Below are 24,569 nucleotides of genomic sequence, written 5' to 3' on the forward strand. Positions count from 1 at the left end.
ATTCTAGCAGGCGCAGAGGCGTGGCCGTTAATCGCGGATCAGGCTCAGGGGAAAACACTGGCCGCTCAGGTAGTCATCAATGCAGCGCAGCACCAATTCGCTGCGCCAGCGCTCGGGTTGCGCAGCCAGTTCGTCACGGCTCAGCCAGCGCGGGCCAATAATGCCGTCATCCAGCTGATAGTCAGGCCGTTGTTGCAGCGCTTTGGCGGCAAAGCACACGCGCTGGTAGGTGATGCCATTGCTCGGCGCGGTATACAGATAAATGCCGGTGACGCCAGTCAGCTCGACATCCCAGCCAGTTTCTTCGAGGGTTTCGCGCAATGCGGCCTGCAACAAGCTCTCGTTGGCTTCCAGATGGCCGGCAGGCTGGTTGAACACGGCGCGACCTTCGGCCATTTCTTCGACTAACAGAAAACGGCCCTGGTCTTCGATAACCGTGGCCACGGTGATGTGCGGCTGCCACTGCATAAGCGTGCTACCTGTTATGAGAAAAGGCGATCTTATCCTGATTCGCACTGCCCTGAATGCACAAACCCCGGCGCAGGGGTCGGGGTTTGCGGTGTTGCTACGCCCGAGGGCGCAGGGCGTTACGCCTTAGTTCAGAGCCGCGAGCGCAGCGTTGAAGGTCGCGCTCGGGCGCATGACCTGGCTGGTCAGTTGTGGGTTGGAACGGTAGTAGCCACCGATGTCCACGGGCTTGCCCTGCACGGCGCTGAGTTCGGCAACGATGGTTGCTTCATTCTCGGTCAGGGTTTTGGCCAGTGGCGTGAACTGCGCTTTCAATTCGGCATTATCGTTCTGTGCGGCCAGTTCCTGAGCCCAGTACAGCGCCAGGTAGAAATGGCTGCCACGGTTGTCCAGCTCACCGGTTTTGCGCGATGGCGACTTGTTGTTATCCAGCAGCTTGCCGGTGGCCGCATCCAGGGTGGTGCCCAGAAGCTTGGCTTTCGGGTTGTTGGTCTTGATCCCGGTTTCTTCCAGGGAAACCGCCAGGGCCAGGAACTCGCCGAGCGAATCCCAGCGCAGGTGGTTTTCTTCGATCAGCTGCTGCACATGCTTGGGGGCCGAGCCGCCGGCACCGGTTTCGTACATGCCGCCACCGGCCATCAGCGGCACGATGGAGAGCATCTTGGCCGAGGTGCCCAGCTCCATGATCGGGAACAGGTCGGTCAGGTAGTCGCGCAGTACGTTGCCGGTCACCGAAATGGTGTCCTGGCCACGAATAAGGCGCTCCATGCTGACGCGGATGGCCTGGTTGTAGTCCATAACACGGATGTCCAGGCCGGTCAGATCATGTTCCTGCAGATAGGCTTCGACCTTCTTCTGCAGTTCGCGGTCGTGGGCGCGCTCTGGGTCGAGCCAGAAAATGGCCGGGGTATTGGACTGGCGAGCGCGGGTTACGGCCAGTTTGACCCAGTCGCGGATCGGTGCATCTTTGGTCTGGCACGCGCGCCAGATGTCGCCCGCTTCGACTTCGTGCTGCATCAATACGGTGCCATCGGCCAGCACTACACGCATGGTGCCGTCGGCGCGCATTTCGAAGGTTTTGTCGTGGGAGCCGTACTCTTCGGCTTTCTGCGCCATCAGGCCAACGTTCGGTACGCTGCCCATGGTGGTCGGGTCGAAGGCGCCGTTGGTTTTGCAGAAATTGATCATTTCCTGGTAGATACGGGCGTAGGTGCTTTCCGGCATCACCGCTTTGGTGTCCTTGAGCTTGCCGTCCTTGCCCCACATCTGCCCGGAGCTGCGAATCATCGCTGGCATCGAGGCGTCGACGATCACGTCGCTTGGGATATGCAGGTTGGTGATGCCCTTGACCGAGTCAACCATGGCCATTTCTGGGCGGTGGCTGTAGCAGGCGTGAATATCGTCGAGGATTTCTTCCTGCTGCGACGCCGGCAGCGACTTGATCTTGTCGTAGACGCTGCTGATGCCGTTGTTCGGGTTTACGCCCAGCTCTTCGAACAGCTTGCCGTATTTGTCGAACACGTCCTTGTAATAGACGCTGACAGCGTGGCCGAAGACGATCGGGTGGGAGACCTTCATCATGGTCGCCTTGACGTGCAGGGACCACATCACGCCGTTTTCCTTGCAGTCCTGCAGGGTACGCTCGAAGAAATCGCGCAGCTTGCGGCAGCTCATAAACATGCTGTCGAAAACTTCGCCTTCCTGCAGGGCGAGCTGTTTCTTGACCTCGACCTGACCGTCCTTACCGACGAACTCAATGCGCACGTCACCGGCCTTGGCCATGGTGATCGACTGCTCACTGGAGAAGAAATCGCCGCCGCGCATGTAATCGGCGTGGGACTGCGAAGCCATGCTCCATTTGCCCATGGAGTGCGGATGCTTACGCACGAAGGCTTTGACTGCGGCAGGCGCGCGGCGGTCGGAGTTGCCTTCACGCAGCACTGGGTTCACGGCACTGCCAAGCACCTTGCTGTAGCGGGCGCTGGCGTCTTTTTCGGCGTCAGTTTGCGGATCTTCCGGAAAATTCGGGATGTTGTAGCCCTGGGCTTGCAGCTCAGCAATTGCGCCCTTGAGTTGCGGCACCGAGGCGCTGATGTTCGGTAGTTTGATGATATTGGCGTCTGGCGAGGTGGCCAGTGCGGCCAGCTTGGCGAGGTCGTCGTCAATCTGCTTATCGGCATCCAGCTGGTCGGCAAAGCTTGCAAGAATGCGCCCTGCAAGAGAGATGTCGCGGGTTTCGACGGCAATCTCAGCAGAGGCTGCGAAGGCTTCTACAATAGGCAGAAGCGAATAGGTCGCAAGGGCCGGGGCTTCGTCGGTGAAGGTATAGATGATCTTCGAAGGGGTGGACATTCTGAATTAACTCTCTTCTTTGCTGAGCGTGCACAGGCACTCGACATGCGCAGGTAAGCGCTGAGGCCCATGCGAACGGGCCCGAAGTCGAGGTCTTGCCGCGGTGATGTTGGATGCACCAGTAGAGTGTTGAGCGTTTCGAGCCATTGAATCGTTGTAGCAATTCGACGGTTTCAAGAGGCGGACAGCGTGTTTGAACGATCCGCGCCTTATGACCTGTTAGTCATCTGCGAAGTATACCACCGCGCCAACACGTCGCAGAATGCCTTGGCGCATAAGACCAACGAACAGATGGTTTCGCCCGATTCAAGTGGGTTACTCTGGGGCGATATGACTGTTTTAACCACAAGACGGAGTCCAGCATGGGATACCAAAAGATCCAGGTGCCTGCCACCGGTGACAAAATCACCGTTAATGCCGATACATCCCTGAACGTCCCGAACAACCCAATCATTCCCTTTATCGAAGGTGATGGTATCGGTGTCGATATCAGCCCAGTGATGATCAAAGTCGTTGATGCTGCCGTACAGAAAGCCTACGGCGGCGAGCGCAAGATCTCCTGGATGGAAGTTTACGCGGGCGAGAAAGCTACTCAGGTTTACGATCAAGACACCTGGCTGCCCCAGGAAACCCTGGACGCGGTCAAAGATTACGTCGTTTCCATCAAGGGCCCGCTGACCACGCCAGTCGGTGGCGGTATCCGCTCCCTCAACGTTGCCCTGCGTCAGCAGCTTGACCTGTACGTCTGCCTGCGTCCTGTGCGCTGGTTTGAAGGCGTGCCGAGCCCGGTGAAGAAGCCTGGTGATGTCGACATGACCATCTTCCGCGAGAACTCGGAAGACATCTACGCCGGTATCGAGTGGAAAGCCGGTTCCCCTGAAGCGACCAAAGTCATCAAGTTCCTCAAAGAGGAAATGGGTGTTACCAAGATTCGTTTTGACGAAAACTGCGGTATCGGTGTCAAGCCGGTTTCCAGAGAAGGCACTCGTCGCCTGGCGCGCAAGGCCCTGCAGTATGTGGTCGATAACGACCGCGACTCGCTGACCATCGTGCACAAAGGCAACATCATGAAGTTCACCGAAGGTGCCTTCAAAGAGTGGGCCTACGAAATTGCTGCTGAAGAATTCGGCGCAACCCTGCTCGACGGCGGTCCTTGGATGCAGTTCAAGAACCCGAAAACCGGCAAGAACGTCATTGTCAAAGACGCCATCGCCGACGCTATGCTGCAGCAGATTCTGCTCCGTCCGGCCGAGTACGACGTGATCGCCACCCTCAACCTCAACGGTGACTACCTGTCCGACGCCTTGGCGGCTGAGGTAGGTGGTATCGGTATCGCGCCGGGCGCCAACTTGTCCGACACCGTTGCCATGTTCGAAGCCACCCACGGCACCGCGCCGAAATACGCTGGCAAGGACCAGGTGAACCCAGGTTCGCTGATTCTCTCCGCCGAAATGATGCTGCGTCACATGGGCTGGATTGAAGCGGCTGACCTGATCATCAAGGGCACCAACGGCGCGATTTCGGCCAAGACCGTGACCTATGACTTCGAGCGCCTGATGGACGGTGCCAAGCTGCTGTCATGCTCGGCATTCGGTGATGCAATGATTTCGCACATGTAAGCAAATCAGCCATATAAAGAAAGGCCGGTCATATGACCGGCCTTTTTTGTGGGCGATTAACTGCCCAGGTGACTCTAATCAGACTTCAACCGTTGAGCCCTGATGTTGCTTAACTGCGGCGGGCACTTCACTGGCGGCAGTAGCCGCACTGATGTTTACGGCGTGGAGTCCTTTTGGACCTTGAATAATATCGAAGCTTACCGGCTGGCCAGCCTTCAGCGTTTTATAGCCGTCCATCTGAATAGCCGAGTAGTGGGCGAACAGGTCCTCATCTCGACCATCGGCCAGGATGAACCCATAGCCTTTGGCGTTGTTGAACCACTTGACCTTACCGCTAACCATGCTGATATCCCTCTGCAAAGGACTCCATCACTGGAGTATCATCCACTTCAATTTCACGCTGTGCTTGACGTGAGCCAGCAAAGCTGTGAAACCCCTTAATACCCACGCTGGGTATTCATTGTTTGTAACACCGTTTTGCCGATAGTCAAGGCAATGCTGTATCTGGCTGAGAAGCCGTTCAAACTCTGTCTAGCACAGACTATTCGCCCATCAACGAAGCTATTCAGCATGCATGCACGTAGCCAGATTCGACTAACATTCAATCAGGATAGCCCCGCAGAGCATGAGGACGATTCCTACGGCTTAGCCGTTCAGGAATCCAAGCCCGCCCTGCAGGCGCCGCCTATGTATAAAGTGATTTTGTTTAACGACGACTACACGCCCATGGATTTCGTGGTCGAGATTCTCGAGGTCTTCTTCAACCTGAATCGAGAGATGGCGACCAAAATCATGCTGACCGTCCATACAGAGGGGCGGGCAGTGTGTGGAGTGTTTACCCGCGATATTGCTGAAACCAAAGCAACACAGGTGAATCAATATGCGAGAGAGAGCCAGCATCCGCTACTCTGTGAAATAGAGAAGGACGGTTAACGCCGGCCACTTGGGCATGAGGTGAAGCTATGTTAAATCGAGAGCTCGAAGTCACCCTCAATCTGGCTTTCAAGGAGGCTCGTACCAAGCGTCATGAATTTATGACGGTTGAGCATTTGTTGCTAGCTCTCCTGGATAACGAGGCCGCCGCCAGCGTACTGCGCGCGTGCGGGGCCAACCTGGATAAGCTGCGCCATGATCTGCAGGAGTTTATTGACTCCACCACGCCGCTTATCCCTCAACACGATGAAGAGCGCGAGACGCAGCCTACGCTGGGGTTTCAACGCGTTTTGCAGCGTGCGGTTTTCCACGTACAGAGTTCCGGCAAGCGTGAGGTGACCGGTGCGAATGTGCTGGTGGCGATTTTCAGCGAGCAGGAAAGTCAGGCGGTGTTTCTGCTCAAGCAGCAGAGCGTTGCGCGTATCGATGTGGTCAACTTTATTGCCCACGGCATCTCCAAGGTGCCGGGTCATGGCGGCCCTTCGGAAGCCGAACAAGAAATGCAGGACGACGAGGGTGGGGAGTCCGCAAGCTCCAGCAATCCGCTGGACGCTTATGCCAGCAACCTGAACGAGCTGGCTCGCCAGGGCCGTATTGATCCGCTGGTCGGCCGTGAGTCTGAAGTCGAGCGTGTGGCGCAGATTTTGGCGCGTCGGCGTAAGAACAATCCGCTATTAGTGGGTGAGGCGGGTGTCGGTAAAACCGCAATCGCAGAAGGCCTGGCCAAGCGCATTGTCGATAACCAGGTGCCTGACCTGCTGGCAGACAGCGTGGTCTACTCACTGGATCTCGGCGCACTGCTGGCTGGCACCAAATATCGTGGCGACTTTGAGAAGCGCCTCAAGGCTTTGCTTAATGAGTTGCGCAAACGCCCGCACGCCATTCTGTTTATCGATGAAATCCACACCATCATTGGTGCCGGCGCTGCATCGGGCGGGGTGATGGATGCCTCCAACCTGCTCAAGCCCATGCTGTCTTCGGGTGAAATTCGCTGCATCGGCTCAACGACATTCCAGGAGTTTCGCGGCATCTTCGAGAAAGACCGTGCCCTGGCGCGTCGCTTCCAGAAAGTCGATGTGGTCGAGCCCTCCGTGGAAGACACTATTGGCATCTTGCGTGGGCTGAGAAGCCGCTTTGAACAGCACCACAGCATCGAATACAGCGACGAGGCGCTACGTGCAGCGGCTGAGCTGGCCTCGCGCTATATAAACGACCGTCATATGCCGGACAAGGCCATTGATGTAATCGATGAAGCCGGGGCCTATCAGCGCCTGCAACCGCTCGAAAAACGCCTGACGCGCATCGATGTGGCGCAGGTCGAAGACATCGTGGCGAAAATTGCCCGTATTCCGCCGAAGCATGTCAGCAGCTCGGACAAAGAACTGCTGCGCAACCTTGAGCGTGACCTGAAACTCACCGTATTTGGGCAGGACGCAGCCATTGATTCACTGTCGACGGCAATCAAACTGTCGCGTGCAGGACTCAAAGCACCTGACAAGCCGGTTGGTTCCTTCCTGTTTGCTGGCCCGACTGGGGTGGGTAAAACCGAAGCCGCTCGTCAATTGGCTAAGGCCTTGGGCGTTGAGCTGATTCGCTTCGATATGTCCGAGTACATGGAGCGCCATACGGTCTCGCGCTTGATTGGCGCACCGCCTGGCTATGTCGGTTTCGATCAGGGTGGCCTGCTGACGGAGGCGATCACCAAAACGCCGCATTGCGTGCTGCTGCTTGATGAAATCGAAAAGGCTCACCCTGAAGTCTTTAACCTGCTCCTGCAGGTGATGGACCACGGCACCCTGACCGACAACAACGGGCGCAAGGCGGATTTCCGCAACGTGATCGTGATCATGACCACCAACGCGGGTGCCGAGACGGCTGCGCGGGCCTCCATTGGCTTCACTCATCAGGACCACTCGTCTGATGCCATGGAAGTGATCAAGAAGAGCTTCACACCGGAGTTCCGCAACCGCCTGGATACCATTATTCAGTTCGGCCGCCTGAGTCACGAGGTGATCAAAAGCATCGTCGACAAGTTCCTTACCGAGCTGCAGGCGCAGCTTGAGGACAAGCGCGTCACGCTGGAGGTCAGCGATGCGGCGCGTAACTGGTTGGCGCAAAGCGGTTACGACGTGCAGATGGGTGCTCGGCCGATGGCGCGCTTGATCCAGGACAAGATCAAGCGTCCGCTGGCGGAAGAAATCCTGTTTGGTGAGTTGGCTGAGCACGGCGGTGTGGTGCATATCGATATCGAAGGTGGTGAATTGACCTTCGATTTTGAAACCACGGCGGAAATGGCCTAGGCGTAGTTTTCTTACGCACACAAAAACGCCCGGCAATGCCGGGCGTTTTTACTGGAGCTTGATGTAACAGATGCCAGGAAGCTGGGCTTCGTTGGCCTGTTAACGGGCGCGGTAAGTAATGCGGCCCTTGCTCAAGTCATAAGGCGTAAGCTCAACACGAACTTTGTCGCCAGTCAGAATGCGGATGTAATTTTTGCGCATCTTTCCGGAGATGTGCGCAGTAACGACGTGCCCATTTTCCAACTCCACACGAAACATGGTGTTGGGCAGGGTGTCGACGACAGTGCCTTCCATTTCGAAGCTGTCTTCTTTCGACATGCAGTAAAGCCCTCGGTATCCAATGAATGGCCCGGTGCAACTGGCGCCAGGCAAAAGCGGCGTGCATTGTGCCCGAAATTTGGGGTTTGCGCCAAGGGCTTCAGTTAAGACTTACCCAGCGTTGATTGACGAACAGCTCTATTGGCCGGTACTGGGTCTTGTAATTCATCTTGCGGCAGTTCTTGATCCAGTACCCCAGGTAGACCGCATGCAGCCCGAGACGCGCCGCTTCGGCAATCTGCCAGAGAATGGCAAAGCGCCCGAGGCTGCGCCGTTCCTCGCTCGGCTCATAAAAGGTGTACACCGCAGACAGCCCGTTGGGCAGCACATCGGTCACGGCAATTGCCAGCAAGCGGTTGTTCTGGCGGAACTCATAGAAGCGCGAGAAAGCCAGATCACGCACGAGAAAAGTTGAAAACTGCTCGCGGTTAGGTGGGTACATATCGCCATCGGCATGCCGCTGCTCAATGTAACGTACGTACAACGCGTAATATTCCTCGGTAAATGCCGGGCGCACCAGGCGCACCTGAATATCTTGATTGCGCTTGAAAATTCGCCGTTGCTGGCGATTCGGGCTGAACTGCGCGGCAGGAATACGCGCCGGCACGCAGGCAGTGCAGCGTTGGCAGTGCGGGCGGTAGAGGTGGTCGCCGCTGCGGCGAAAGCCCATTTCCGAAAGCTCAGCATAAACATCCGCATCCATGGGCTGGCTGGGGTCGAGGAACAGGGTGGTGGCCTGTTCGTCGGGCAGATAGCTGCAAGGATGCGGTTGAGTGGCGTAGAACTTCAGGCGGGCCAGCTCAGTCATGGTCGACTCTCAGGGTCGGGCTTAAATCAAGTGTAAGCCAGGCTGGCAAACTCGCCTAGGCGACCCAGTCGGCCTGGCTGGGTTGATCAAGATGAACGCTCAGATAGCCGGCGAACTCGCTCCGGGAAATCGCCTGCGCACCGAGGCTGAGCAGGTGTTCGGTTGGCATCTGACAGTCGATCAGCACAAAGCCCCAGTTTTTCAGGTGTTCGACCAGGGTAACGAAGCCTACTTTGGAGGCATTATCCGCGCGACTGAACATCGACTCGCCAAAGAACAGCTGGCCCATGGCCAGGCCATAGAGCCCACCAACCAGCTCGTCATCACGCCAGACCTCAACCGAATGGGCGATACCGCGCCTGTATAGCTCTAGGTAGGCGTCCTGCATGGGGCTGGTGATCCAGGTTTCTGCTGCATAGCTGCGAGGTGCGGCGCAGGCGCGGATAACCTCAGCGAAAGCCTGATCAAAAGTTACCCGGTAGCGGCCCTGGCGCAGCACTTTGGCCAGGCTGCGCGAGACATGCAGCTTGTCAGGCAGTAGCACAGTGCGCGGGTCCGGAGACCACCAGAGAATCGGCTGACCGTCCTGAAACCAGGGGAAGCAGCCATGCCGATAAGCCTGGATCAAACGCTCGGGGCGCAGATCACCGCCAGCAGCCAACAGGCCGTTGGGCTCGCGCAGGGCTTTGTTAAGAGGCGGGAAATCCAGTGAGTCGCGTTGCAGCCACGTCAGCATGGGCAGGGCCGGAGTTGGACAGAGGAGGGCAGGGCGGACTGTGCGTCCGCCCTGGGTGGATCAATTGTCGTCGAGGAATTTCTCGACATCCAGCGCAGCCATGCAACCGGCACCGGCGGAGGTAATGGCCTGACGGTAAACGTGGTCGGCCACATCGCCTGCGGCAAATACACCTTCGATGCTGGTGGCGGTGACGTTGCCTTCATTGCCACCCTTGATCAGCAGGTAGCCGTCGCGCATTTCCAGCTGGCCGTGGAACAGCTCAGTATTGGGTTTATGACCGATGGCGATAAACACGCCGGCCAAGGGTAGGTCTTTGCTCACGCCGCTCTGCGTATCTTTCAGGCGCGCGCCGGTAACGCCAGTGTTGTCGCCCAGCACTTCTTCAAGTGAGTGATTCCAATGCAGTACGACGTTGCCGTTGGCTGCTTTGTCGAACAGCTTGTCCTGCAGGATTTTCTCCGAGCGCAGCTTGTCGCGGCGATGCACCAGGTGCACTTCCTTGGCAATATTCGACAGGTACAGCGCCTCTTCAACGGCGGTGTTGCCGCCACCGATCACCGCTACCACCTGGTTGCGATAGAAGAAGCCATCGCAGGTAGCGCAGGCTGATACGCCTTTGCCGGAAAACGCTTCTTCCGAAGGCAGGCCCAGGTACTGCGCCGATGCGCCTGTGGCAATAATCAGCGCATCACAGGTGTAGGTGCCGCTGTCGCCTTTCAAGGTGAAAGGGCGTGATTGCAACTCGGCGGTATGGATGTGGTCGTAGACGATCTCGGTTTCAAAGCGCTCGGCATGCTTTTGCATGCGTTCCATCAGCGCTGGACCGGTCAGGCCTTCAACATCGCCAGGCCAGTTGTCCACTTCGGTGGTGGTGGTCAGCTGACCGCCGGGCTGGATGCCGGTAATGATCACGGGCTTGAGGTTGGCGCGGGCAGCGTAAACGGCAGCGCTATAACCGGCAGGGCCGGAGCCCAGGATGATCAAGCGTGAATGCTTGACTTCGCTCATAAAAACACCTCATAAGCCTTTGTCACAAAAGAGAATGCATGCTCCAATTGAAACTGAAATTGAGCCGCACGGAAGATGTTGGCGGATATGCTACACCGAAGCGGGTAAGGAGCGGGAGTCAACCGCTGTAGCTGTTTATACATACAGCTCGGTCTGGTATGGTTTGGATAAACCCGTACAATCGCTGCATATTTTGCCGTTAACCAATTATTCGGCGCCTCTGGCGCAGGAACAGATGCGTTTTGAAGAAATCTAGCCCAACCGCACAAGCCCCTCTCTGGCGTCAGCAGCTGCCTTCTCGGCTTAAAGAAGGCGCACTTATTGGCCTGGGCGCACTTTGCCTTTATCTCTGGATGGCCCTGCTGACCTACGATGCGGCCGATCCGGGCTGGACCCACACCAGTAATGTCGAGCAGGTACAGAACGCCGCCGGCCGCGCCGGTGCCTGGTTTGCTGACATCCTCTTTATGGCACTGGGTTATTTCGCCTATCTATTCCCGCTGCTGTTGGCGGTAAAAACCTTGCAGGTCTTCCGGGCTCGCCATCAGCCGTGGCAATGGAGCGGTTGGCTGTTCTCCTGGCGCCTGATTGGCCTGGTTTTCTTGGTGTTGTCCGGTGCCGCGCTGGCCTATATTCATTTTCACGCCGGCTCAAGCATGCCGGCCTCTGCAGGCGGCGCGCTGGGCGAAAGCCTGGGGGCGTTGGCGATCAATGCGCTGAATGTGCAGGGCAGCACGCTGCTGCTGATCGCGTTGTTCCTGTTCGGCTTGACGGTGTTTACTGACCTGTCCTGGTTCAAGGTGATGGACCTGACCGGCAAGATCACCCTCGACCTGATCGAACTGATCCAGAGTCTGACCAATCGCTGGTGGAGTGCGCGGGTTGAGCGCAAGCAACTGGTGGCGCAGTTGCGCGAGGTCGATGAGCGCGTCAGTGAAGTCTCCGCGCCGATCGTGCTGGATCGCCGCGAGCAGGCCAAAGTCAAAGAGCGCCTGATTGAGCGCGAAGAATCACTCAACAAACATATGAGCGAGCGAGTTAACCGCCCTGCGCCAGTTATCGCGCCACAGGCTGCGCCGAAAGCGCCTGAGCCGAGCAAGCGGGTGCTGAAAGAGAAGCAGGTCAACCTGTTTGAAGACAGCGCCCTGGCCGGCAGTCTGCCGCCAATTTCCATCCTCGATGTGGCGGAAAAGGTTCAGAAGAAATATTCCCCCGAATACCTGGAGGCTATGTCGCGCCTGCTTGAGATCAAGCTCAAGGAGTTTGGCGTCGAGGTTATCGTCGAGTCGGTTCATCCGGGCCCGGTGATTACCCGCTTCGAGATACAACCCGCAGCCGGGATCAAGGTCAGCCGCATTTCCGGCCTGGCCAAGGACCTGGCGCGTTCGATGGCGATCATCAGTGTGCGCGTGGTGGAAGTGATTCCGGGCAAAACCACCGTTGGTATCGAAATCCCTAACGAAGACCGGCAAATCGTGCGCTTCTCCGAGGTGCTGTCGTCGCCCGAGTATGACGAAGCCAAATCACCAGTCACCCTGGCCCTGGGTCATGACATCGGCGGCAAACCGGTGATCACCGACTTGGCGAAGATGCCCCACCTCCTGGTGGCCGGTACTACTGGCTCCGGTAAGTCGGTTGGGGTTAACGCGATGATTCTGTCGATTCTGTTCAAGTCCACGCCGGAAGAGGCGCGCTTGATCATGATCGACCCGAAAATGCTTGAGCTGTCGATCTACGAAGGCATTCCGCATCTGCTGTGCCCGGTTGTGACCGACATGAAGGAAGCCGCCAACGCCCTGCGCTGGTCGGTAGCCGAGATGGAGCGCCGCTACAAACTGATGTCGAAGATGGGCGTGCGTAACCTGGCCGGCTTCAACCGCAAGGTCAAGGATGCCGAGGAGGCGGGTGAGCCGCTGAGCGATCCGCTGTACAAGCGCGAAAGCATGCACGACGAAGCGCCGCTGCTGAAAGCTCTGCCGACCATCGTGGTGGTGGTCGACGAGTTTGCCGACATGATGATGATCGTCGGCAAAAAGGTCGAAGAGCTGATCGCGCGTATCGCACAGAAAGCCCGTGCGGCGGGGATTCACCTGATTCTCGCCACCCAGCGCCCGTCGGTGGATGTGATCACTGGCTTGATCAAGGCCAACATCCCAACGCGTATGGCGTTCCAGGTGTCGAGCAAGATCGACTCGCGCACCATTCTTGATCAGGGTGGCGCCGAACAGCTGCTGGGCCACGGTGACATGCTCTATATGCCGCCGGGCACCAGCCTGCCGATTCGCGTACACGGCGCCTTCGTTTCCGATGAAGAAGTCCACCGCGTGGTCGAGGCCTGGAAGCAGCGTGGCACACCTGACTATATCGATGACATCCTGGCCGGCGCCGAAGAGTCCGGTAGCGGCTTTGAGGGTGGCAGCGGCGAGGGCAGTGAAGGCAGCGAATCCGACCCGCTTTACGATGAGGCGGTCAACTTCGTGCTGGAAAGCCGCCGTGCGTCTATTTCCGCCGTGCAGCGCAAGCTGAAGATCGGCTACAACCGCGCCGCACGGATGATTGAGGCCATGGAAATGGCTGGCGTCGTCACCTCAATGAACACTAATGGCTCTCGCGAGGTCATAGCACCAAGCCCTGTTCGCGATTAACGCCTAGCCCGACCTGATAAGGAGTCCCATGCGCCTGATTCGCATGCTGTTACTGACCGTACTGAGTTTTACCAGCGTTGCCGCCATGGCCGACGATGAAATCGCCGTGCAGCGCCTGACCGAGCTGCTCAACCAGGCGCAGACCATCAATGCGCGCTTTTCTCAGCTGACCCTGGATGGCAGCGGCACCCAGTTGCAGGAAACTGCGGGTCAGCTCGCGCTAAAACGTCCAGGCCTGTTCCGCTGGCACACCGATGCGCCGATGGAGCAATTGCTGGTCTCCAATGGCGAAAAGGTCTGGCTGTATGACCCAGATCTGCAACAGGTGACCATCCAGACCCTCGATCAGCGCCTGACCCACACCCCGGCGCTGCTGCTGTCTGGTGATGTGTCGAAGATCCGTGAGAACTTCGAAATCAGCCACAACGAAGGCGGCAATGTAGTCGACTTCATCCTCAAGCCAAAATCCAAGGACACCCTGTTCGACAGCCTGCGTCTGTCGTTCCGTAACAAGGTGCTCAACGATATGCAGCTGATCGACAGCATTGGCCAACGCACCAACATTCTATTTCTCAACGTGAAAATGAATGAGCCGCAGGATGACGCGCAGTTCACCTTCGAGATCCCGGCCGGCGTGGACGTGATTCAAGAGTAAAAAGCCCAAAGCAAGAGGCGTTAAACCGCAGTCATGGATCTGTTTCGCAAGGCTCCCGTCGCTCAACCCCTGGCTGCCCGGCTGCGTGCCGCCAGCCTGGATGAGTACGTCGGCCAGGAGCACTTGTTGGCGCGCGGCAAACCCTTGCGTGAAGCGCTGGAGCAGGGCGCGCTGCATTCGATGATCTTCTGGGGCCCGCCGGGTGTCGGCAAGACCACCCTGGCGCGGCTCTTGGCGCAGGTTTCCGATGCGCATTTCGAGACGATTTCTGCCGTGCTCTCCGGGGTTAAGGAGATTCGCCAGGCGGTAGAAGTGGCGCAACAGCATGCCGCGCAATATGGCCGCCAGACCATCCTGTTTGTCGATGAAGTGCACCGCTTCAACAAGTCGCAGCAGGATGCCTTCCTGCCGTACGTGGAAGACGGAACGCTGATCTTTATTGGCGCCACCACGGAAAACCCATCGTTCGAGCTGAACAACGCCTTGCTCTCACGGGCTCGCGTGTATGTGTTGAAAAGCCTGGATGAAAGCGCGCTGCGCAAATTGGTCGACCGCGCCCTCAGTGACCCGAAAGGCCTGGGCGAACGCCAGCTGAGTCTGCCGGAAGAAAGCTTCAAGATCCTCCAGGCCGCCGCCGATGGCGATGGCCGGCGCTTGCTTAACTTTCTGGAAAACGCTGCGGACCTGGCCGAAGACGGCAGCGAGATCGGCAGCGAACTGCTGCTCAATCTGCTCGGCGATACCCGCAGGCGTTTCGACAAAGGCGGTGAAGCCTTCTACGACCAGATATCGGCGTTGCACAAGTCGGTACGCGGCTCCAGCCCGGACGGCGCGCTGTACTGGTTTGCGCGCATGCTCGATGGCGGTTGTGATCCGCTGTATATCGCCCGGCGCGTGGTGCGTATGGCCAGTGAAGATATCGGCAACGCCGACCCACGTGCCCTGACCCTATGCCTGAATGCCTGGGATGTGCAGGAACGTCTGGGCAGCCCCGAGGGCGAACTGGCGGTGGCCCAGGCGATTGTCTACCTGGCCTGCGCGCCGAAAAGCAATGCCGTGTACAACGCCTTCAAGGCCGCCATGCGTGATGCCGCCGAACACGGCTCGCAAGAAGTGCCGCTGCACCTGCGCAACGCACCGACCAAGCTGATGAAAGAGTTGGGCTATGGCGATGAATACCGCTACGCCCACGATGAGCCCGAGGCTTATGCGGCGGGTGAAGATTACTTTCCGGAGGCCTTCGAACCGCGTGAGTACTACCAACCAGTGCCGCGCGGCCTGGAACTGAAGATTCGCGACAAGCTGCAACATTTGCACAGCCAGGACCGTAATAGCCCCAGGCAGCGGAGAAAACCATGATTCGTGTCGCGATGGCCGTTGCGCTCGGCGGTGCTGTGGGTTCTGTGTTGCGCTTTCTCACCGCCAGCTGGGTGGTGGCGCATTGGCCCCGGCATTTTTACTTGGGTACCTTCACCGTCAATGTCCTCGGCTGCCTGCTGATTGGCCTGCTATCTGGTCTGTTTCTACTGCGCAGCGACCTGCCCATCGAATTGCGCAGTGGCCTGATCATCGGCCTGCTGGGCGGCTTCACCACCTTTTCTTCATTCAGCCTTGAATTGCTCAAGCTGTTTGAAGGCGGCCGCCACAACGAGGCCTTCGTCTACTTGCTGTGCAGCGTGGTTGGCGGTGTACTTGCCGTCTGGGGCGGATTTGCCCTGGCACGCCTTTATCAGTAGCAGGCTGTTTAAAAACTATCTGCGTTGCCATCGCGGCGTTAAAAACAGGCTCAAATGCTCATTTACAGCTCGTAAACTCCGCTTTTCGCCTGTTTTCGCCTTGCGCTGGCTGCCTCGCCTACGTTTTTCAACGGCCTGCTAACCGGGCTGGCTAGGGCGGTCTGGCACCCAACCCGGTTAAAGCCTTAAACTGCGCGGCATTGCGCGTCATGGCCAAGGCCATGCAAACCCTTGTGATGTGTTGAGACCAGAACATGCTTGATTCAAAACTCGTTCGTACCCAGCTCCATGAAGTGGCCGAGCGCCTGGCTGCCCGTGGTTTTGTCCTTGATGTTGCGCGTTTCGAAGCGCTGGAAGCCCAGCGCAAGGATGTGCAAACCCGCACCGAGCAGCTGCAGGCCGAACGTAACAGTCGCTCCAAATCCATTGGCCAGGCCAAGCAACGCGGCGAAGATATTGCGCCTCTGCTGGCCGAAGTTGACCAAATGGGCAGCGATCTGGAGCAGGGCAAGCGTGACCTCGACAGCATTCAGACTGAACTCGACACCCTGCTGCTGAATATCCCCAACCTGCCGCACGAATCGGTGCCGGTCGGTGAGGACGAAGAGGGCAACGTTGAGGTGTCGCGCTGGGGCACACCGCGCAGCTTCGATTTCACGATTCAGGATCACGTAGCCCTTGGCGAGCAGCACGGCTGGCTGGATTTCGAGACCGCCGCCAAGCTGTCCGGCGCGCGCTTTGCCGTGCTGCGTGGCCCCATCGCCCGCATGCACCGTGCCCTGGCGCAATTTATGATCAACCTGCACACCAGCGAGCACGGTTACGAAGAGGCCTACACGCCCTATTTGGTGCAGGCGCCTGCGCTGCAAGGCACCGGTCAGTTGCCGAAGTTCGAGGAAGACCTGTTCAAGATCAGCCGCGAAGGCGAAGCCGATCTGTACTTGATCCCGACCGCCGAAGTGTCGCTGACCAATATCGTTGCCGGCGAAATTCTCGATGCCAAACAGCTGCCTTTGAAGCTGGTTGCGCACACCCCGTGCTTCCGCAGTGAAGCCGGTGCATCCGGTCGTGATACCCGTGGGATGATCCGTCAGCACCAGTTCGACAAGGTCGAGATGGTGCAGATTGTTGAGCCGAGTAAATCTTTCGAAGCGCTGGAAAGCCTGACTGCCAACGCCGAGCGCGTGCTGCAGCTGCTTGAGCTGCCATACCGCAAACTGGCGCTGTGCACCGGCGATATGGGCTTCGGCGCGGTAAAAACCTACGACCTGGAAGTCTGGGTGCCGAGCCAGGACAAGTACCGCGAGATTTCCTCGTGCTCCAACTGCGGCGACTTCCAGGCGCGCCGTATGCAGGCGCGCTACCGTAACCCGGAAACCGGCAAGCCCGAACTGGTGCACACCCTCAACGGTTCCGGCCTCGCAGTCGGTCGCACCCTAGTCGCCGTGCTGGAGAACTATCAGCAGGCCGATGGCAGCATTCGCGTGCCAGATGTGCTGAAGCCCTATATGGGCGGTATCGAAGTCATTGGCTAACAGGCTTCAGTTACCTGCGACGGGGCGGCCAGTGCCGCCCCGTTTTGTTTACCCGATCGAGAGCGTGCGTCATGGATTTTCTGCCCCTGTTCCACAAACTGCAGGATCGCCTGGTATTAGTGGTCGGTGGCGGCGAAGTTGCCGTGCGCAAGGCGCGCTTGCTCAGTGACGCTGGCGCGACGCTGCGGGTAGTAGCGCCGGATATCCGCGATGAATTGCGTGAAATGGCCAACGCCCGTAATGGCGAAGTGCTGCTGCGTGATTATCAATCGACGGATCTGCAAGGCGTGGCGCTGATTATTGCCGCCACCGATGATGAACCGCTGAATGCGCAGATATCGGCCGAAGCTCAGGCCTTGGGCATCCCGGTCAATGTGGTGGATGCGCCGAAGCTGTGCAGCGTAATTTTTCCGGCCATCGTCGACCGCTCACCCTTGATTGTGGCGATCACCAGTGGCGGTGATGCACCAGTGCTGGCCCGGCTGATTCGCGCCAAGATCGAAACCTGGATTCCCGCCACCTACGGCCAGTTAGCCGGCTTGGCCAAACGCTTTCGTGCTCAGGTCAAAGGGCTGTTTCCCGATGTGCAGCAGCGCCGGGTGTTCTGGGAGGATGTGTTCCAGGGCCAGGTCGCCGAAAGCGTGTTCGCCGGCAAGTTGCAGGAAGGCCAGCGTCTGCTGGAAGAGAAGATTGCCGGGATTGCCCCGCGCACCCTGGGCGAGGTGTATCTGGTCGGCGCCGGGCCGGGTGATCCTGACCTGCTGACCTTTCGCGCCCTGCGCCTGATGCAACAGGCCGACGTAGTGCTCTACGACCGTTTGGTAGCGCCTGCGATTATCGAACTGTGCCGCCGCGATGCCGAGCGCATCTATGTCGGCAAACAGCGCGCCGAGCATGCCGTGCCGCAGGAGCAGATCAATCAGCGCCTGGTAACCCTGGCCAAAGAAGGCAAGCGCGTGCTGCGCCTGAAGGGCGGTGACCCCTTTATCTTCGGTCGCGGCGGCGAAGAAATCGAAGAGCTGGCCGCCCACGGCATTCCCTTCCAAGTGGTACCGGGCATCACCGCCGCTTCAGGCTGCGCCGCTTATGCCGGGATTCCGCTGACTCACCGTGACCATGCGCAGTCCGTGCGCTTTGTCACTGGCCACCTGAAAGATGGCAGCAGTGATTTGCCTTGGAACGAGCTGACAGCCAGCAGCCAGACCCTGGTGTTCTATATGGGCTTGGTGGGCTTGCCGATCATCTGCCAGCAACTGATTGCCCATGGCCGCGCCGCAACAACCCCAGCGGCATTAATCCAGCAAGGCACCACGCAGAACCAACGGGTGTTTACCGGCACCCTGGCCAATCTGGCCGAGTTGGTGGCGGAGCATAAGGTGCACGCGCCGACCCTGGTGATAGTCGGCGAAGTGGTGCAGCTGCGCGAGAAGCTGGCCTGGTTCGAAGGGGCTCAGGCCAGCGTCTGATTGCGCGCGACCCACAGCTGCGCTGCGCGCTCCAGGGCTTGTTCACGCGGTTCGCCAAGGGCGCGCAAGGCCAGGGCCATGGTGCTGATTACGGCAAGCTGGCCGTAATCATCCGCCACTTCACCGCCCCAGAATGCTGCTAGATGAGCGGGTTGCAGTGATTCCGGTTTCACGTGGCGCAGCGCCGACAGCGCCGGCCATTCCTCATCCCAGTTGTCGCCATTGGCTGTGCCATACAGGTGGCTGGTGGCATCTGGGTTGATCTCGATTTCGCCGCCTTCACCCTTGATCACCACCGCGTTATCACCGAGCAACTGGCTGGCTTCGCGGTGCACCGCCTGATAACCCGGATGAAAGATGCTTTGCAGGCCGCAACGCGCGCCCAGCGGATTGAGAATGCGTGCCAGGGAATGAATCGGTGAGCGCAGGCCAAGGATATTGCGCAGGTCGATCATCCGTTGCAGTTGCGGCATCCAGTCGCCTAGCGGGATAAACGCCAGCTGCTGTTGCGCCAATGCCTGCTCGACGCCATCCCAGTTGCGACACAGTGGAATGTGCAGGGCTTCGAGCAGCTGTTCGCTGTACATACGCCCGGCGGTGTGCGGGCCGCCACCGTGCAGCAGGATACGAATGCCGCTATTGGCCAGGGCTTTGGCGGCCAGCAGGAACCAGGGCAGGTGGCGCTTCTTCCCGGCATAGCTGGGCCAGTCCAGATCCACCTGAATGGCCGGCGCCTGCAGACGCGCACGCACGGCTTCGGCAAAGCCGGCCATTTCCTCAGCGCTTTCTTCCTTGTGCCGCAGCAGCATTAGAAAGGCGCCCAGCTGGCTTTCTTCGGCCTGACCGTCAAGCAGCATGCCCATGGCGTCACGGGCCTCCTCGCGGCTCAGGTTGCGCGCACCGCGCTTACCCTTGCCGAGAATGCGCACAAATTGAGCGAAGGGATGTTCCGGCGGAGTCACAAGGTTCATAGGCAATTGGTCGGCTTGGGCAGGCCCGCCAGCTTGGCGGCGAGTTTGGCGGGAGCGCCATTGAACAGGCGATTGAGATTCAGGCTGTTGCCTTTCTCGGGGCCGAGTTTGCCGGCAACAAATTTGATCAGCGGGCGATTGGCCGGCGACAACTGAAACTCGTCGTAGAAGCTGCGCACCAGCCAGAGGATTTCCCAGTGCTCGGTGCTCAGGCTGATGCCTTCACGATGCGCCAGGGCGTGCGCGGCGGCCTCGGACCAATCTGCCAGGTCAAGCAAATAGCCGTCGTTGTCCAGCGCCAGGCAGCGGCCTTCAACATTCAATGCTGTCATAGCCAAGTGTTTACCTTGTCGTAGTGACAGCTCAGGGCAACGAACGCGGGGTAATCGACCAGCGTAAGGCGGGCTGGGTGCGTAAGGCCACGCGCCTGAACATCTTCATCCAGGGCATACAACGCAATGGCTTCGGGCATCAGCTCCAGTGCCTGACGCTGCGCGCTGCCGGCCTGCAGGGCGTAAACCGCATCACCACAGAGCAGCAGAGCATCCTGGCTGCCGAGTAGGCGCAGGCAGCTGCTCAGGCGGCTATCGGTAAAGGGTGAGTGTGAGAGTACGTGCAAGGTAGCCATCAGAGCGTAATCACCTGGTCGTAGCGGTCAATCAAGGCGCTTAGCCCAGCATCATTCAGCCTCTCGACAGTAAGGCTGCTGGGCTGGTTCTGCAGGCCGCGTTCTTCCAGGCTGCGCTGGGCCACATACAGCGCTTCGACACCGAACATCGGCAGGGCCTGTAGGTTGGCGCTGAGGTCTTTCTGCTGCAGGTTGGCCGGTTGCTGTGCGCCGCTCAGCTGGAATACCCCGTCATCGAGAAACAGCATGGCAATCGGCAAATCGAAGGCGCCGCCGGCCAGCGCTATATCCAGCGCTTCCCGCGCGCCGGGACCGGACCAGGGCGCTTGGCGGCTGATGATCAACAGTGACTTACTCATCTCAAGGCCCTCCAAAGCACACCAGGCGGTCCGCCAGCTGCGCTGCTTCGTGCAACTGACCGAGGCCGGAAAGCTCCCAGGGTGCATCCAGGTTGGCGGCAGTGCGCGAGTAGCGCTGCGCTTCGTCTTCGTTCAATACGCCACGGCGCAGGGCAGCGGCGATGCACACCACGCCATCCAGTTGCTGCGTTTGCACAAACTCTCGCCATTCGCGCGGTAGATCCACTTCATCCTGCGCGCAGACCACATTGCTCGACGCGCTGTGCACGCCGTCCTGATAGAAAAACAGCCGCACAATCTCATGCCCGCCCGCCAATGCCGCCTGAGCAAAACGCAGTGCGCGGCGCGAGGAGGGCGCATGAGGAGCAGAGAACAGGGCGATGGCGAACTTCATAGCAAACCTGGCAAGCCAATTTGCCGGAATGATAAAGCCTGAGCCGCCAAGATGCGCGCAGCAGGCATAAAAAAGCCCGCCGGAGCGGGCTTTCACAGCAACCTGAATCAGTCGTCGCCGCCCATGATGCCGAAAATCTGCAGCAGGCTTATGAACAGGTTGTAGATCGATACATACAGGCTGATGGTCGCCATGATGTAGTTGCGCTCGCCGCCGTGGATGATCGCGCTGGTCTGGAACAGGATGCAGGCCGAGGAGAACAGCACGAAACCTGCGCTGATCGCCAGTTGCAGGCCGCTGATCTGGAAGAAGAAGCCAGCAACCATCGCACCCAGCAAAACAAAGAAACCTGCAGTGATAAAGCCACTGAGGAAGCTCATGTCCTTGCGAGTAGTCAGTACGTAAGCCGACAAGCCGCAGAACACTAGGGCGGTCATGGCAAAAGCAGAGCTGACAACTTCAGCACCGTTGGCCATGCCCATGTAGCGATTGAGAATCGGGCCGAGGGTGTAGCCCATAAAGCCGGTCAGGGCGAGGGTCGAAACCAGGCCCCAGGCCGAGTTGCGCAGTTTGGCGGTAAGGAAGAACAGGCCGTAAAAGCCGATCAGCACCACGAAGATATTCGGATAAGGCACATTGGCACGCTGCGCGATGTACGCCACCAGGCCGCTAAAGGCCAGGGTGATGGCCAGCAGGCCATAGGTGTTGCGCAGGACGCGGCTGACTTCTTGCTGCTCAACCTGCGTGTGGTCAAGTGCATAATTGTGTTCGTTCATGGCGACACTCCTGAAATGGCTGATGGTTCCGTGACCAAGGTCAGGCCCGATCATAGCAGAGGCAGATAAAGAGCCAATACACAGAGTTTGACAGCGTGTTGCGTTCGGGTAAGATTGCCGCCCGCAAACGCCGGAAGCGTGGCAGAGCGGTTGAATGCAACGGTCTTGAAAACCGTCGAAGGGGAAACTCTTCCGTGAGTTCGAATCTCACCGCTTCCGCCAAATTACTCTGGCCGTCAAAATGCAGCTTTGTTGGCGCTTGCATCTTGACGGTTATGCGCCAAGCTGGGTTTTAATAAATCTCCAGCCTTCCAACCCAACCAGCCGCTCTTGGCGGCTGATGCAAACGGGGTGTCGCTTGATCAGGGTGCTAGTTGTTGATGACCACGACCTGGTACGCACCGGCATCACCCGGATGCTGTCCGATATCGACGGCTTGCATGTGGTTGGTCAAGCCGAGTCTGGCGAAGAATCCCTGAAGAAAGCCCGCGAGTTGAAGCCCGATGTTGTCCTGATGGACATCAAGATGCCGGGCATCGGCGGTCTCGAAGCTACACGCAAACTGATCCGCAGCCATCCCGACCTTAAAGTCGTCGCAGTCACCGCGTGCGAAGAAGACCCGTTCCCTACACGCCTGCTGCAGGCCGGTGCCGCCGGTTACCTGACCAAGGGCGCCGCGCTGGAAGAAATGGTCCAGGCCATCCGCATGGTATTCAGCGGCCAGCGCTATATCAGCCCGCAGATTGCCCAGCAGCTGGCACTCAAGTCGTTCCAGCCGCAGAGCAGCAATTCGCCTTTTGATCTACTGTCCGAGCGTGAAATCCAGATCGCCCTGATGATCGCCGGCTGCCAGAAGGTTCAGGTCATCTCCGACAAGCTCTGCCTGTCGCCGAAAACCGTAAACACCTACCGCTATCGCATCTTCGAAAAGCTGTCGATCACCAGCGATGTCGAGCTGGCCCTGCTGGCCGTACGCCACGGCATGATTGATGCCACCAGCTGACGACAGCCGCGCCGCCTTCGATTCAAGCGCGTTTCTCTCCACCTGCAGCGGCCGCCCTGGCGTGTACCGCATGTTTGATGTGGACGCCAAGCTGCTCTATGTCGGTAAAGCCAAGAACCTAAAAAAGCGCCTGGCCAGTTACTTTCGTCAGAGCGGGCTGGCGCCAAAGACCGCCGCGCTGGTAGGCCGAATCGCCCAGATCGAAACCACCATCACCGCCAACGAAACCGAAGCCCTGTTGCTTGAGCAGACGCTGATTAAGGAATGGCGGCCGCCGTACAACATTCTGCTGCGCGACGATAAGTCCTACCCCTATGTGTTTCTTTCCGACGGTGACTTCCCACGCCTGAGCATCCACCGTGGCGCGAAAAAGCAGAAGGGCCGTTACTTCGGCCCATATCCCAGTGCCGGCGCCATCCGTGAAAGTCTCAACCTGTTGCAGAAAACCTTTCTGGTGCGCCAGTGTGAAGACAGCTTCTACAAGAACCGCACGCGGCCCTGCCTGCAGTACCAGATCAAACGCTGCAAAGGCCCCTGCGTCGGCCTGGTAGAGCCCGCTGAATATGCTGATGACGTACGCCACTCGGTGATGTTTCTTGAAGGGCGCAGCAATGCCCTGACCGATGAGTTGTCCAGTGGCATGCAGGCTGCCGCCATGGCCCTCGACTTCGAGCGGGCGGCCGGCCTGCGTGACCAGATATCTCTACTGCGCCGCGTGCAAGACCAGCAGAGCATGGAAGGTGGCACTGGTGATGTGGACGTGGTCGCCGCCATGGTCAACCCTGGCGGCGCGTGCGTGCATTTGATCAGCGTGCGCGGCGGTCGGGTGCTGGGCAGCAAAAACTTCTTCCCGCAGGTGGCGATTGAGGAGGAGGGCAGCGCTGTACTGCTGGCCTTCCTCGCGCAGTATTACCTGAGCAGCCAGGAGCGCGATCTGCCGAGCGAGCTGATCGTCAATGCGCAGCACGAAGACTTCCCCACGCTGATTGCCGCCATTGATGAGCTGCGTGGCCGAGAGCTGAGCATCAGCTACCGTGTGCGCGGCACTCGCGCACGCTGGCAGCAGCTTGCCGTGACCAATGCCGAGCAAGCGCTGGCGGCGCGCTTGGCCAACCGGCAGCACGTTGCTGCGCGCTTTGACGCCCTGGCCCAGGCGCTGGATATGGATGAAGTGCCGCAGCGCCTGGAGTGCTTCGACATCAGCCACTCCAGCGGTGAAGCAACCGTTGCCTCCTGCGTGGTGTTCGGCCCGGAAGGCCCGCTGAAATCCGATTACCGCCGCTACAACATCGAGGGCGTAACGCCTGGCGACGACTACGCCGCTATGCATCAGGCGCTAACTCGGCGCTTCAGCAAGATCAAGGATGGCGAAGGCAAGCTGCCGGACATCCTCCTGGTCGACGGTGGTAAAGGCCAGTTGGCCATGGCCCGCGAAGTACTCGAAGAGCTGTCGGTGCCTGATCTGATCCTGCTTGGTGTGGCCAAGGGCACCACGCGCAAGCCAGGTTTGGAAACCCTGTACCTGAATGATGCTGCCCATGAGTTCACCCTGCCGGGCAACTCGCCGGCGCTGCACCTGATTCAGCAAATCCGCGATGAGTCACACCGTTTTGCCATCACCGGGCACCGCGCCCGCCGTGGCAAAACCCGGCGCACCTCGACTCTTGAGGAAGTTGCCGGCGTAGGGCCTAAGCGTCGACGCGAGCTGCTCAACCACTTTGGTGGGCTGCAGGAACTGTCCCGCGCCAGCATCGAAGAAATCGCCAAAGCCCCTGGGATCAGTAAAAAACTCGCCGAGTTGATTTATGCAGCCCTGCACAGTGAGTAGAATGCCGGTTCTCTTTACCGCCAAGTTG

Annotated in this window: 25 protein-coding genes and 1 tRNA gene; 13 read left to right on the top strand and 13 right to left on the bottom strand. The window is 58.9% G+C overall.

Annotated features, from left to right (window positions below; translation table 11 throughout):
- Positions 1 to 27 precede the first annotated feature (27 nt).
- Together AC0T4W_RS09775 and AC0T4W_RS09780 are read right to left on the bottom strand one after the other, a co-directional pair.
- On the bottom strand, positions 28 to 468 hold the full coding sequence (locus tag AC0T4W_RS09775; protein WP_476318810.1) for an NUDIX hydrolase: 441 nt from the start codon (positions 466 to 468) through the stop codon (positions 28 to 30).
- Between the two features lie 126 nt (positions 469 to 594).
- The gene (locus AC0T4W_RS09780) at positions 595 to 2,820 is read right to left on the bottom strand and encodes an NADP-dependent isocitrate dehydrogenase (RefSeq protein ID WP_476318811.1); all 2,226 of its coding nucleotides are present in this window, start codon (positions 2,818 to 2,820) and stop codon (positions 595 to 597) included.
- A 362-nt stretch (positions 2,821 to 3,182) separates the two neighbouring features.
- On the opposite strand from AC0T4W_RS09780, the gene icd reads away from it, so the two are divergent.
- Positions 3,183 to 4,439: an NADP-dependent isocitrate dehydrogenase gene (icd, locus tag AC0T4W_RS09785; protein ID WP_476318812.1), complete on the top strand. Its 1,257-nt coding sequence runs from the start codon at positions 3,183 to 3,185 to the stop codon at positions 4,437 to 4,439.
- A gap of 78 nt (positions 4,440 to 4,517) precedes the next feature.
- Here icd and cspD read toward each other — a convergent pair whose 3' ends face one another.
- On the bottom strand, positions 4,518 to 4,781 hold the full coding sequence (cspD, locus tag AC0T4W_RS09790; RefSeq protein ID WP_476318813.1) for a cold shock domain-containing protein CspD: 264 nt from the start codon (positions 4,779 to 4,781) through the stop codon (positions 4,518 to 4,520).
- A gap of 228 nt (positions 4,782 to 5,009) precedes the next feature.
- Here cspD and clpS point away from each other — a divergent pair, with 228 nt between their 5' ends.
- Positions 5,010 to 5,372: an ATP-dependent Clp protease adapter ClpS gene (clpS, locus tag AC0T4W_RS09795; RefSeq protein ID WP_476318814.1), complete on the top strand. Its 363-nt coding sequence runs from the start codon at positions 5,010 to 5,012 to the stop codon at positions 5,370 to 5,372.
- A gap of 29 nt (positions 5,373 to 5,401) precedes the next feature.
- On the top strand, positions 5,402 to 7,672 hold the full coding sequence (clpA, locus tag AC0T4W_RS09800; RefSeq protein WP_476318815.1) for an ATP-dependent Clp protease ATP-binding subunit ClpA: 2,271 nt from the start codon (positions 5,402 to 5,404) through the stop codon (positions 7,670 to 7,672).
- A 99-nt stretch (positions 7,673 to 7,771) separates the two neighbouring features.
- On the opposite strand, the gene infA is transcribed toward clpA, so the two are convergent.
- The 4 genes from infA to trxB all read right to left on the bottom strand — a co-directional run bounded on the left by infA (position 7,772) and on the right by trxB (position 10,545).
- Complete coding sequence (infA, locus tag AC0T4W_RS09805; RefSeq protein WP_002553999.1) at positions 7,772 to 7,990, bottom strand: translation initiation factor IF-1; 219 nt, start codon at positions 7,988 to 7,990, stop codon at positions 7,772 to 7,774.
- 100 nt (positions 7,991 to 8,090) lie between these two features.
- A complete protein-coding gene (locus AC0T4W_RS09810) occupies positions 8,091 to 8,798 on the bottom strand; it encodes an arginyltransferase (protein ID WP_476318816.1) in 708 nt (235 codons plus the stop codon).
- Positions 8,799 to 8,853: 55 nt separating this feature from the next.
- Complete coding sequence (gene aat / locus AC0T4W_RS09815) at positions 8,854 to 9,534, bottom strand: leucyl/phenylalanyl-tRNA--protein transferase (protein WP_476318817.1); 681 nt, start codon at positions 9,532 to 9,534, stop codon at positions 8,854 to 8,856.
- 60 nt (positions 9,535 to 9,594) lie between these two features.
- Entirely contained in the window at positions 9,595 to 10,545 is a 951-nt protein-coding gene (trxB, locus tag AC0T4W_RS09820) for a thioredoxin-disulfide reductase (RefSeq protein ID WP_476318818.1), read from the bottom strand.
- Between trxB and AC0T4W_RS09825 the strand changes: the two genes are divergently transcribed.
- The 7 genes from AC0T4W_RS09825 (at position 10,514) to cysG (ending at position 18,582) form a co-directional block, all read left to right on the top strand.
- Positions 10,514 to 10,801: a hypothetical protein gene (locus tag AC0T4W_RS09825; protein ID WP_476318819.1), complete on the top strand. Its 288-nt coding sequence runs from the start codon at positions 10,514 to 10,516 to the stop codon at positions 10,799 to 10,801. The two genes, trxB and AC0T4W_RS09825, sit on opposite strands and share 32 nt — an antisense overlap.
- Positions 10,788 to 13,190, top strand: a complete 2,403-nt coding sequence (gene ftsK, locus AC0T4W_RS09830; protein WP_476318820.1) for a DNA translocase FtsK — start codon at positions 10,788 to 10,790, stop codon at positions 13,188 to 13,190. Before AC0T4W_RS09825 ends, ftsK begins: the two co-directional genes overlap by 14 nt.
- A 28-nt stretch (positions 13,191 to 13,218) precedes the next feature.
- Entirely contained in the window at positions 13,219 to 13,845 is a 627-nt protein-coding gene (gene lolA / locus AC0T4W_RS09835; RefSeq protein ID WP_476318821.1) for an outer membrane lipoprotein periplasmic chaperone LolA, read from the top strand.
- Positions 13,846 to 13,878: 33 nt separating this feature from the next.
- Positions 13,879 to 15,204 carry a replication-associated recombination protein A gene (locus tag AC0T4W_RS09840; RefSeq protein WP_476318822.1) on the top strand — a complete coding sequence of 442 codons (1,326 nt, stop codon included), beginning with the start codon at positions 13,879 to 13,881 and terminating at the stop codon, positions 15,202 to 15,204.
- Positions 15,201 to 15,581 (top strand): fluoride efflux transporter CrcB, encoded by a 381-nt coding sequence (gene crcB / locus AC0T4W_RS09845; protein WP_476318823.1) that lies wholly within the window; start codon positions 15,201 to 15,203, stop codon positions 15,579 to 15,581. The genes AC0T4W_RS09840 and crcB overlap by 4 nt, the downstream gene beginning before the upstream one ends.
- Before the next feature lie 254 nt (positions 15,582 to 15,835).
- Positions 15,836 to 17,116 carry a serine--tRNA ligase gene (gene serS, locus AC0T4W_RS09850; protein WP_476318824.1) on the top strand — a complete coding sequence of 427 codons (1,281 nt, stop codon included), beginning with the start codon at positions 15,836 to 15,838 and terminating at the stop codon, positions 17,114 to 17,116.
- Positions 17,117 to 17,187: 71 nt separating this feature from the next.
- Positions 17,188 to 18,582: a siroheme synthase CysG gene (gene cysG / locus AC0T4W_RS09855; protein ID WP_476318825.1), complete on the top strand. Its 1,395-nt coding sequence runs from the start codon at positions 17,188 to 17,190 to the stop codon at positions 18,580 to 18,582.
- On the opposite strand, the gene AC0T4W_RS09860 is transcribed toward cysG, so the two are convergent.
- The 6 genes from AC0T4W_RS09860 to AC0T4W_RS09885 form a co-directional block, all read right to left on the bottom strand.
- The gene (locus AC0T4W_RS09860; protein WP_476318826.1) at positions 18,567 to 19,553 is read right to left on the bottom strand and encodes a glycosyl transferase family protein; all 987 of its coding nucleotides are present in this window, start codon (positions 19,551 to 19,553) and stop codon (positions 18,567 to 18,569) included. The two genes, cysG and AC0T4W_RS09860, sit on opposite strands and share 16 nt — an antisense overlap.
- Entirely contained in the window at positions 19,550 to 19,885 is a 336-nt protein-coding gene (locus AC0T4W_RS09865; RefSeq protein ID WP_476318827.1) for a TusE/DsrC/DsvC family sulfur relay protein, read from the bottom strand. The genes AC0T4W_RS09860 and AC0T4W_RS09865 overlap by 4 nt, the downstream gene beginning before the upstream one ends.
- Entirely contained in the window at positions 19,882 to 20,181 is a 300-nt protein-coding gene (gene tusB / locus AC0T4W_RS09870) for a sulfurtransferase complex subunit TusB (RefSeq protein WP_476318828.1), read from the bottom strand. Before tusB ends, AC0T4W_RS09865 begins: the two co-directional genes overlap by 4 nt.
- Positions 20,181 to 20,540, bottom strand: a complete 360-nt coding sequence (gene tusC, locus AC0T4W_RS09875; protein ID WP_476318829.1) for a sulfurtransferase complex subunit TusC — start codon at positions 20,538 to 20,540, stop codon at positions 20,181 to 20,183. The genes tusB and tusC overlap by 1 nt, the downstream gene beginning before the upstream one ends.
- Before the next feature lies 1 nt (position 20,541).
- Positions 20,542 to 20,934 (bottom strand): sulfurtransferase complex subunit TusD, encoded by a 393-nt coding sequence (gene tusD / locus AC0T4W_RS09880; protein ID WP_476318830.1) that lies wholly within the window; start codon positions 20,932 to 20,934, stop codon positions 20,542 to 20,544.
- 107 nt (positions 20,935 to 21,041) lie between these two features.
- The gene (locus AC0T4W_RS09885; RefSeq protein ID WP_476318831.1) at positions 21,042 to 21,710 is read right to left on the bottom strand and encodes a Bax inhibitor-1/YccA family protein; all 669 of its coding nucleotides are present in this window, start codon (positions 21,708 to 21,710) and stop codon (positions 21,042 to 21,044) included.
- A gap of 132 nt (positions 21,711 to 21,842) precedes the next feature.
- On the opposite strand from AC0T4W_RS09885, the gene AC0T4W_RS09890 reads away from it, so the two are divergent.
- From AC0T4W_RS09890 to uvrC, 3 genes are all read left to right on the top strand, one after another.
- A tRNA-Ser gene (locus tag AC0T4W_RS09890) sits at positions 21,843 to 21,932 on the top strand.
- Between the two features lie 136 nt (positions 21,933 to 22,068).
- Positions 22,069 to 22,713 carry a response regulator transcription factor GacA gene (gene gacA / locus AC0T4W_RS09895; RefSeq protein ID WP_476318832.1) on the top strand — a complete coding sequence of 215 codons (645 nt, stop codon included), beginning with the start codon at positions 22,069 to 22,071 and terminating at the stop codon, positions 22,711 to 22,713.
- Positions 22,700 to 24,541 (top strand): excinuclease ABC subunit UvrC, encoded by a 1,842-nt coding sequence (gene uvrC, locus AC0T4W_RS09900; protein WP_476318833.1) that lies wholly within the window; start codon positions 22,700 to 22,702, stop codon positions 24,539 to 24,541. The genes gacA and uvrC overlap by 14 nt, the downstream gene beginning before the upstream one ends.
- The last annotated feature ends 28 nt before the right edge of the window (positions 24,542 to 24,569 follow it).

Source organism: Pseudomonas sp. C7.1 (assembly GCF_056312395.1).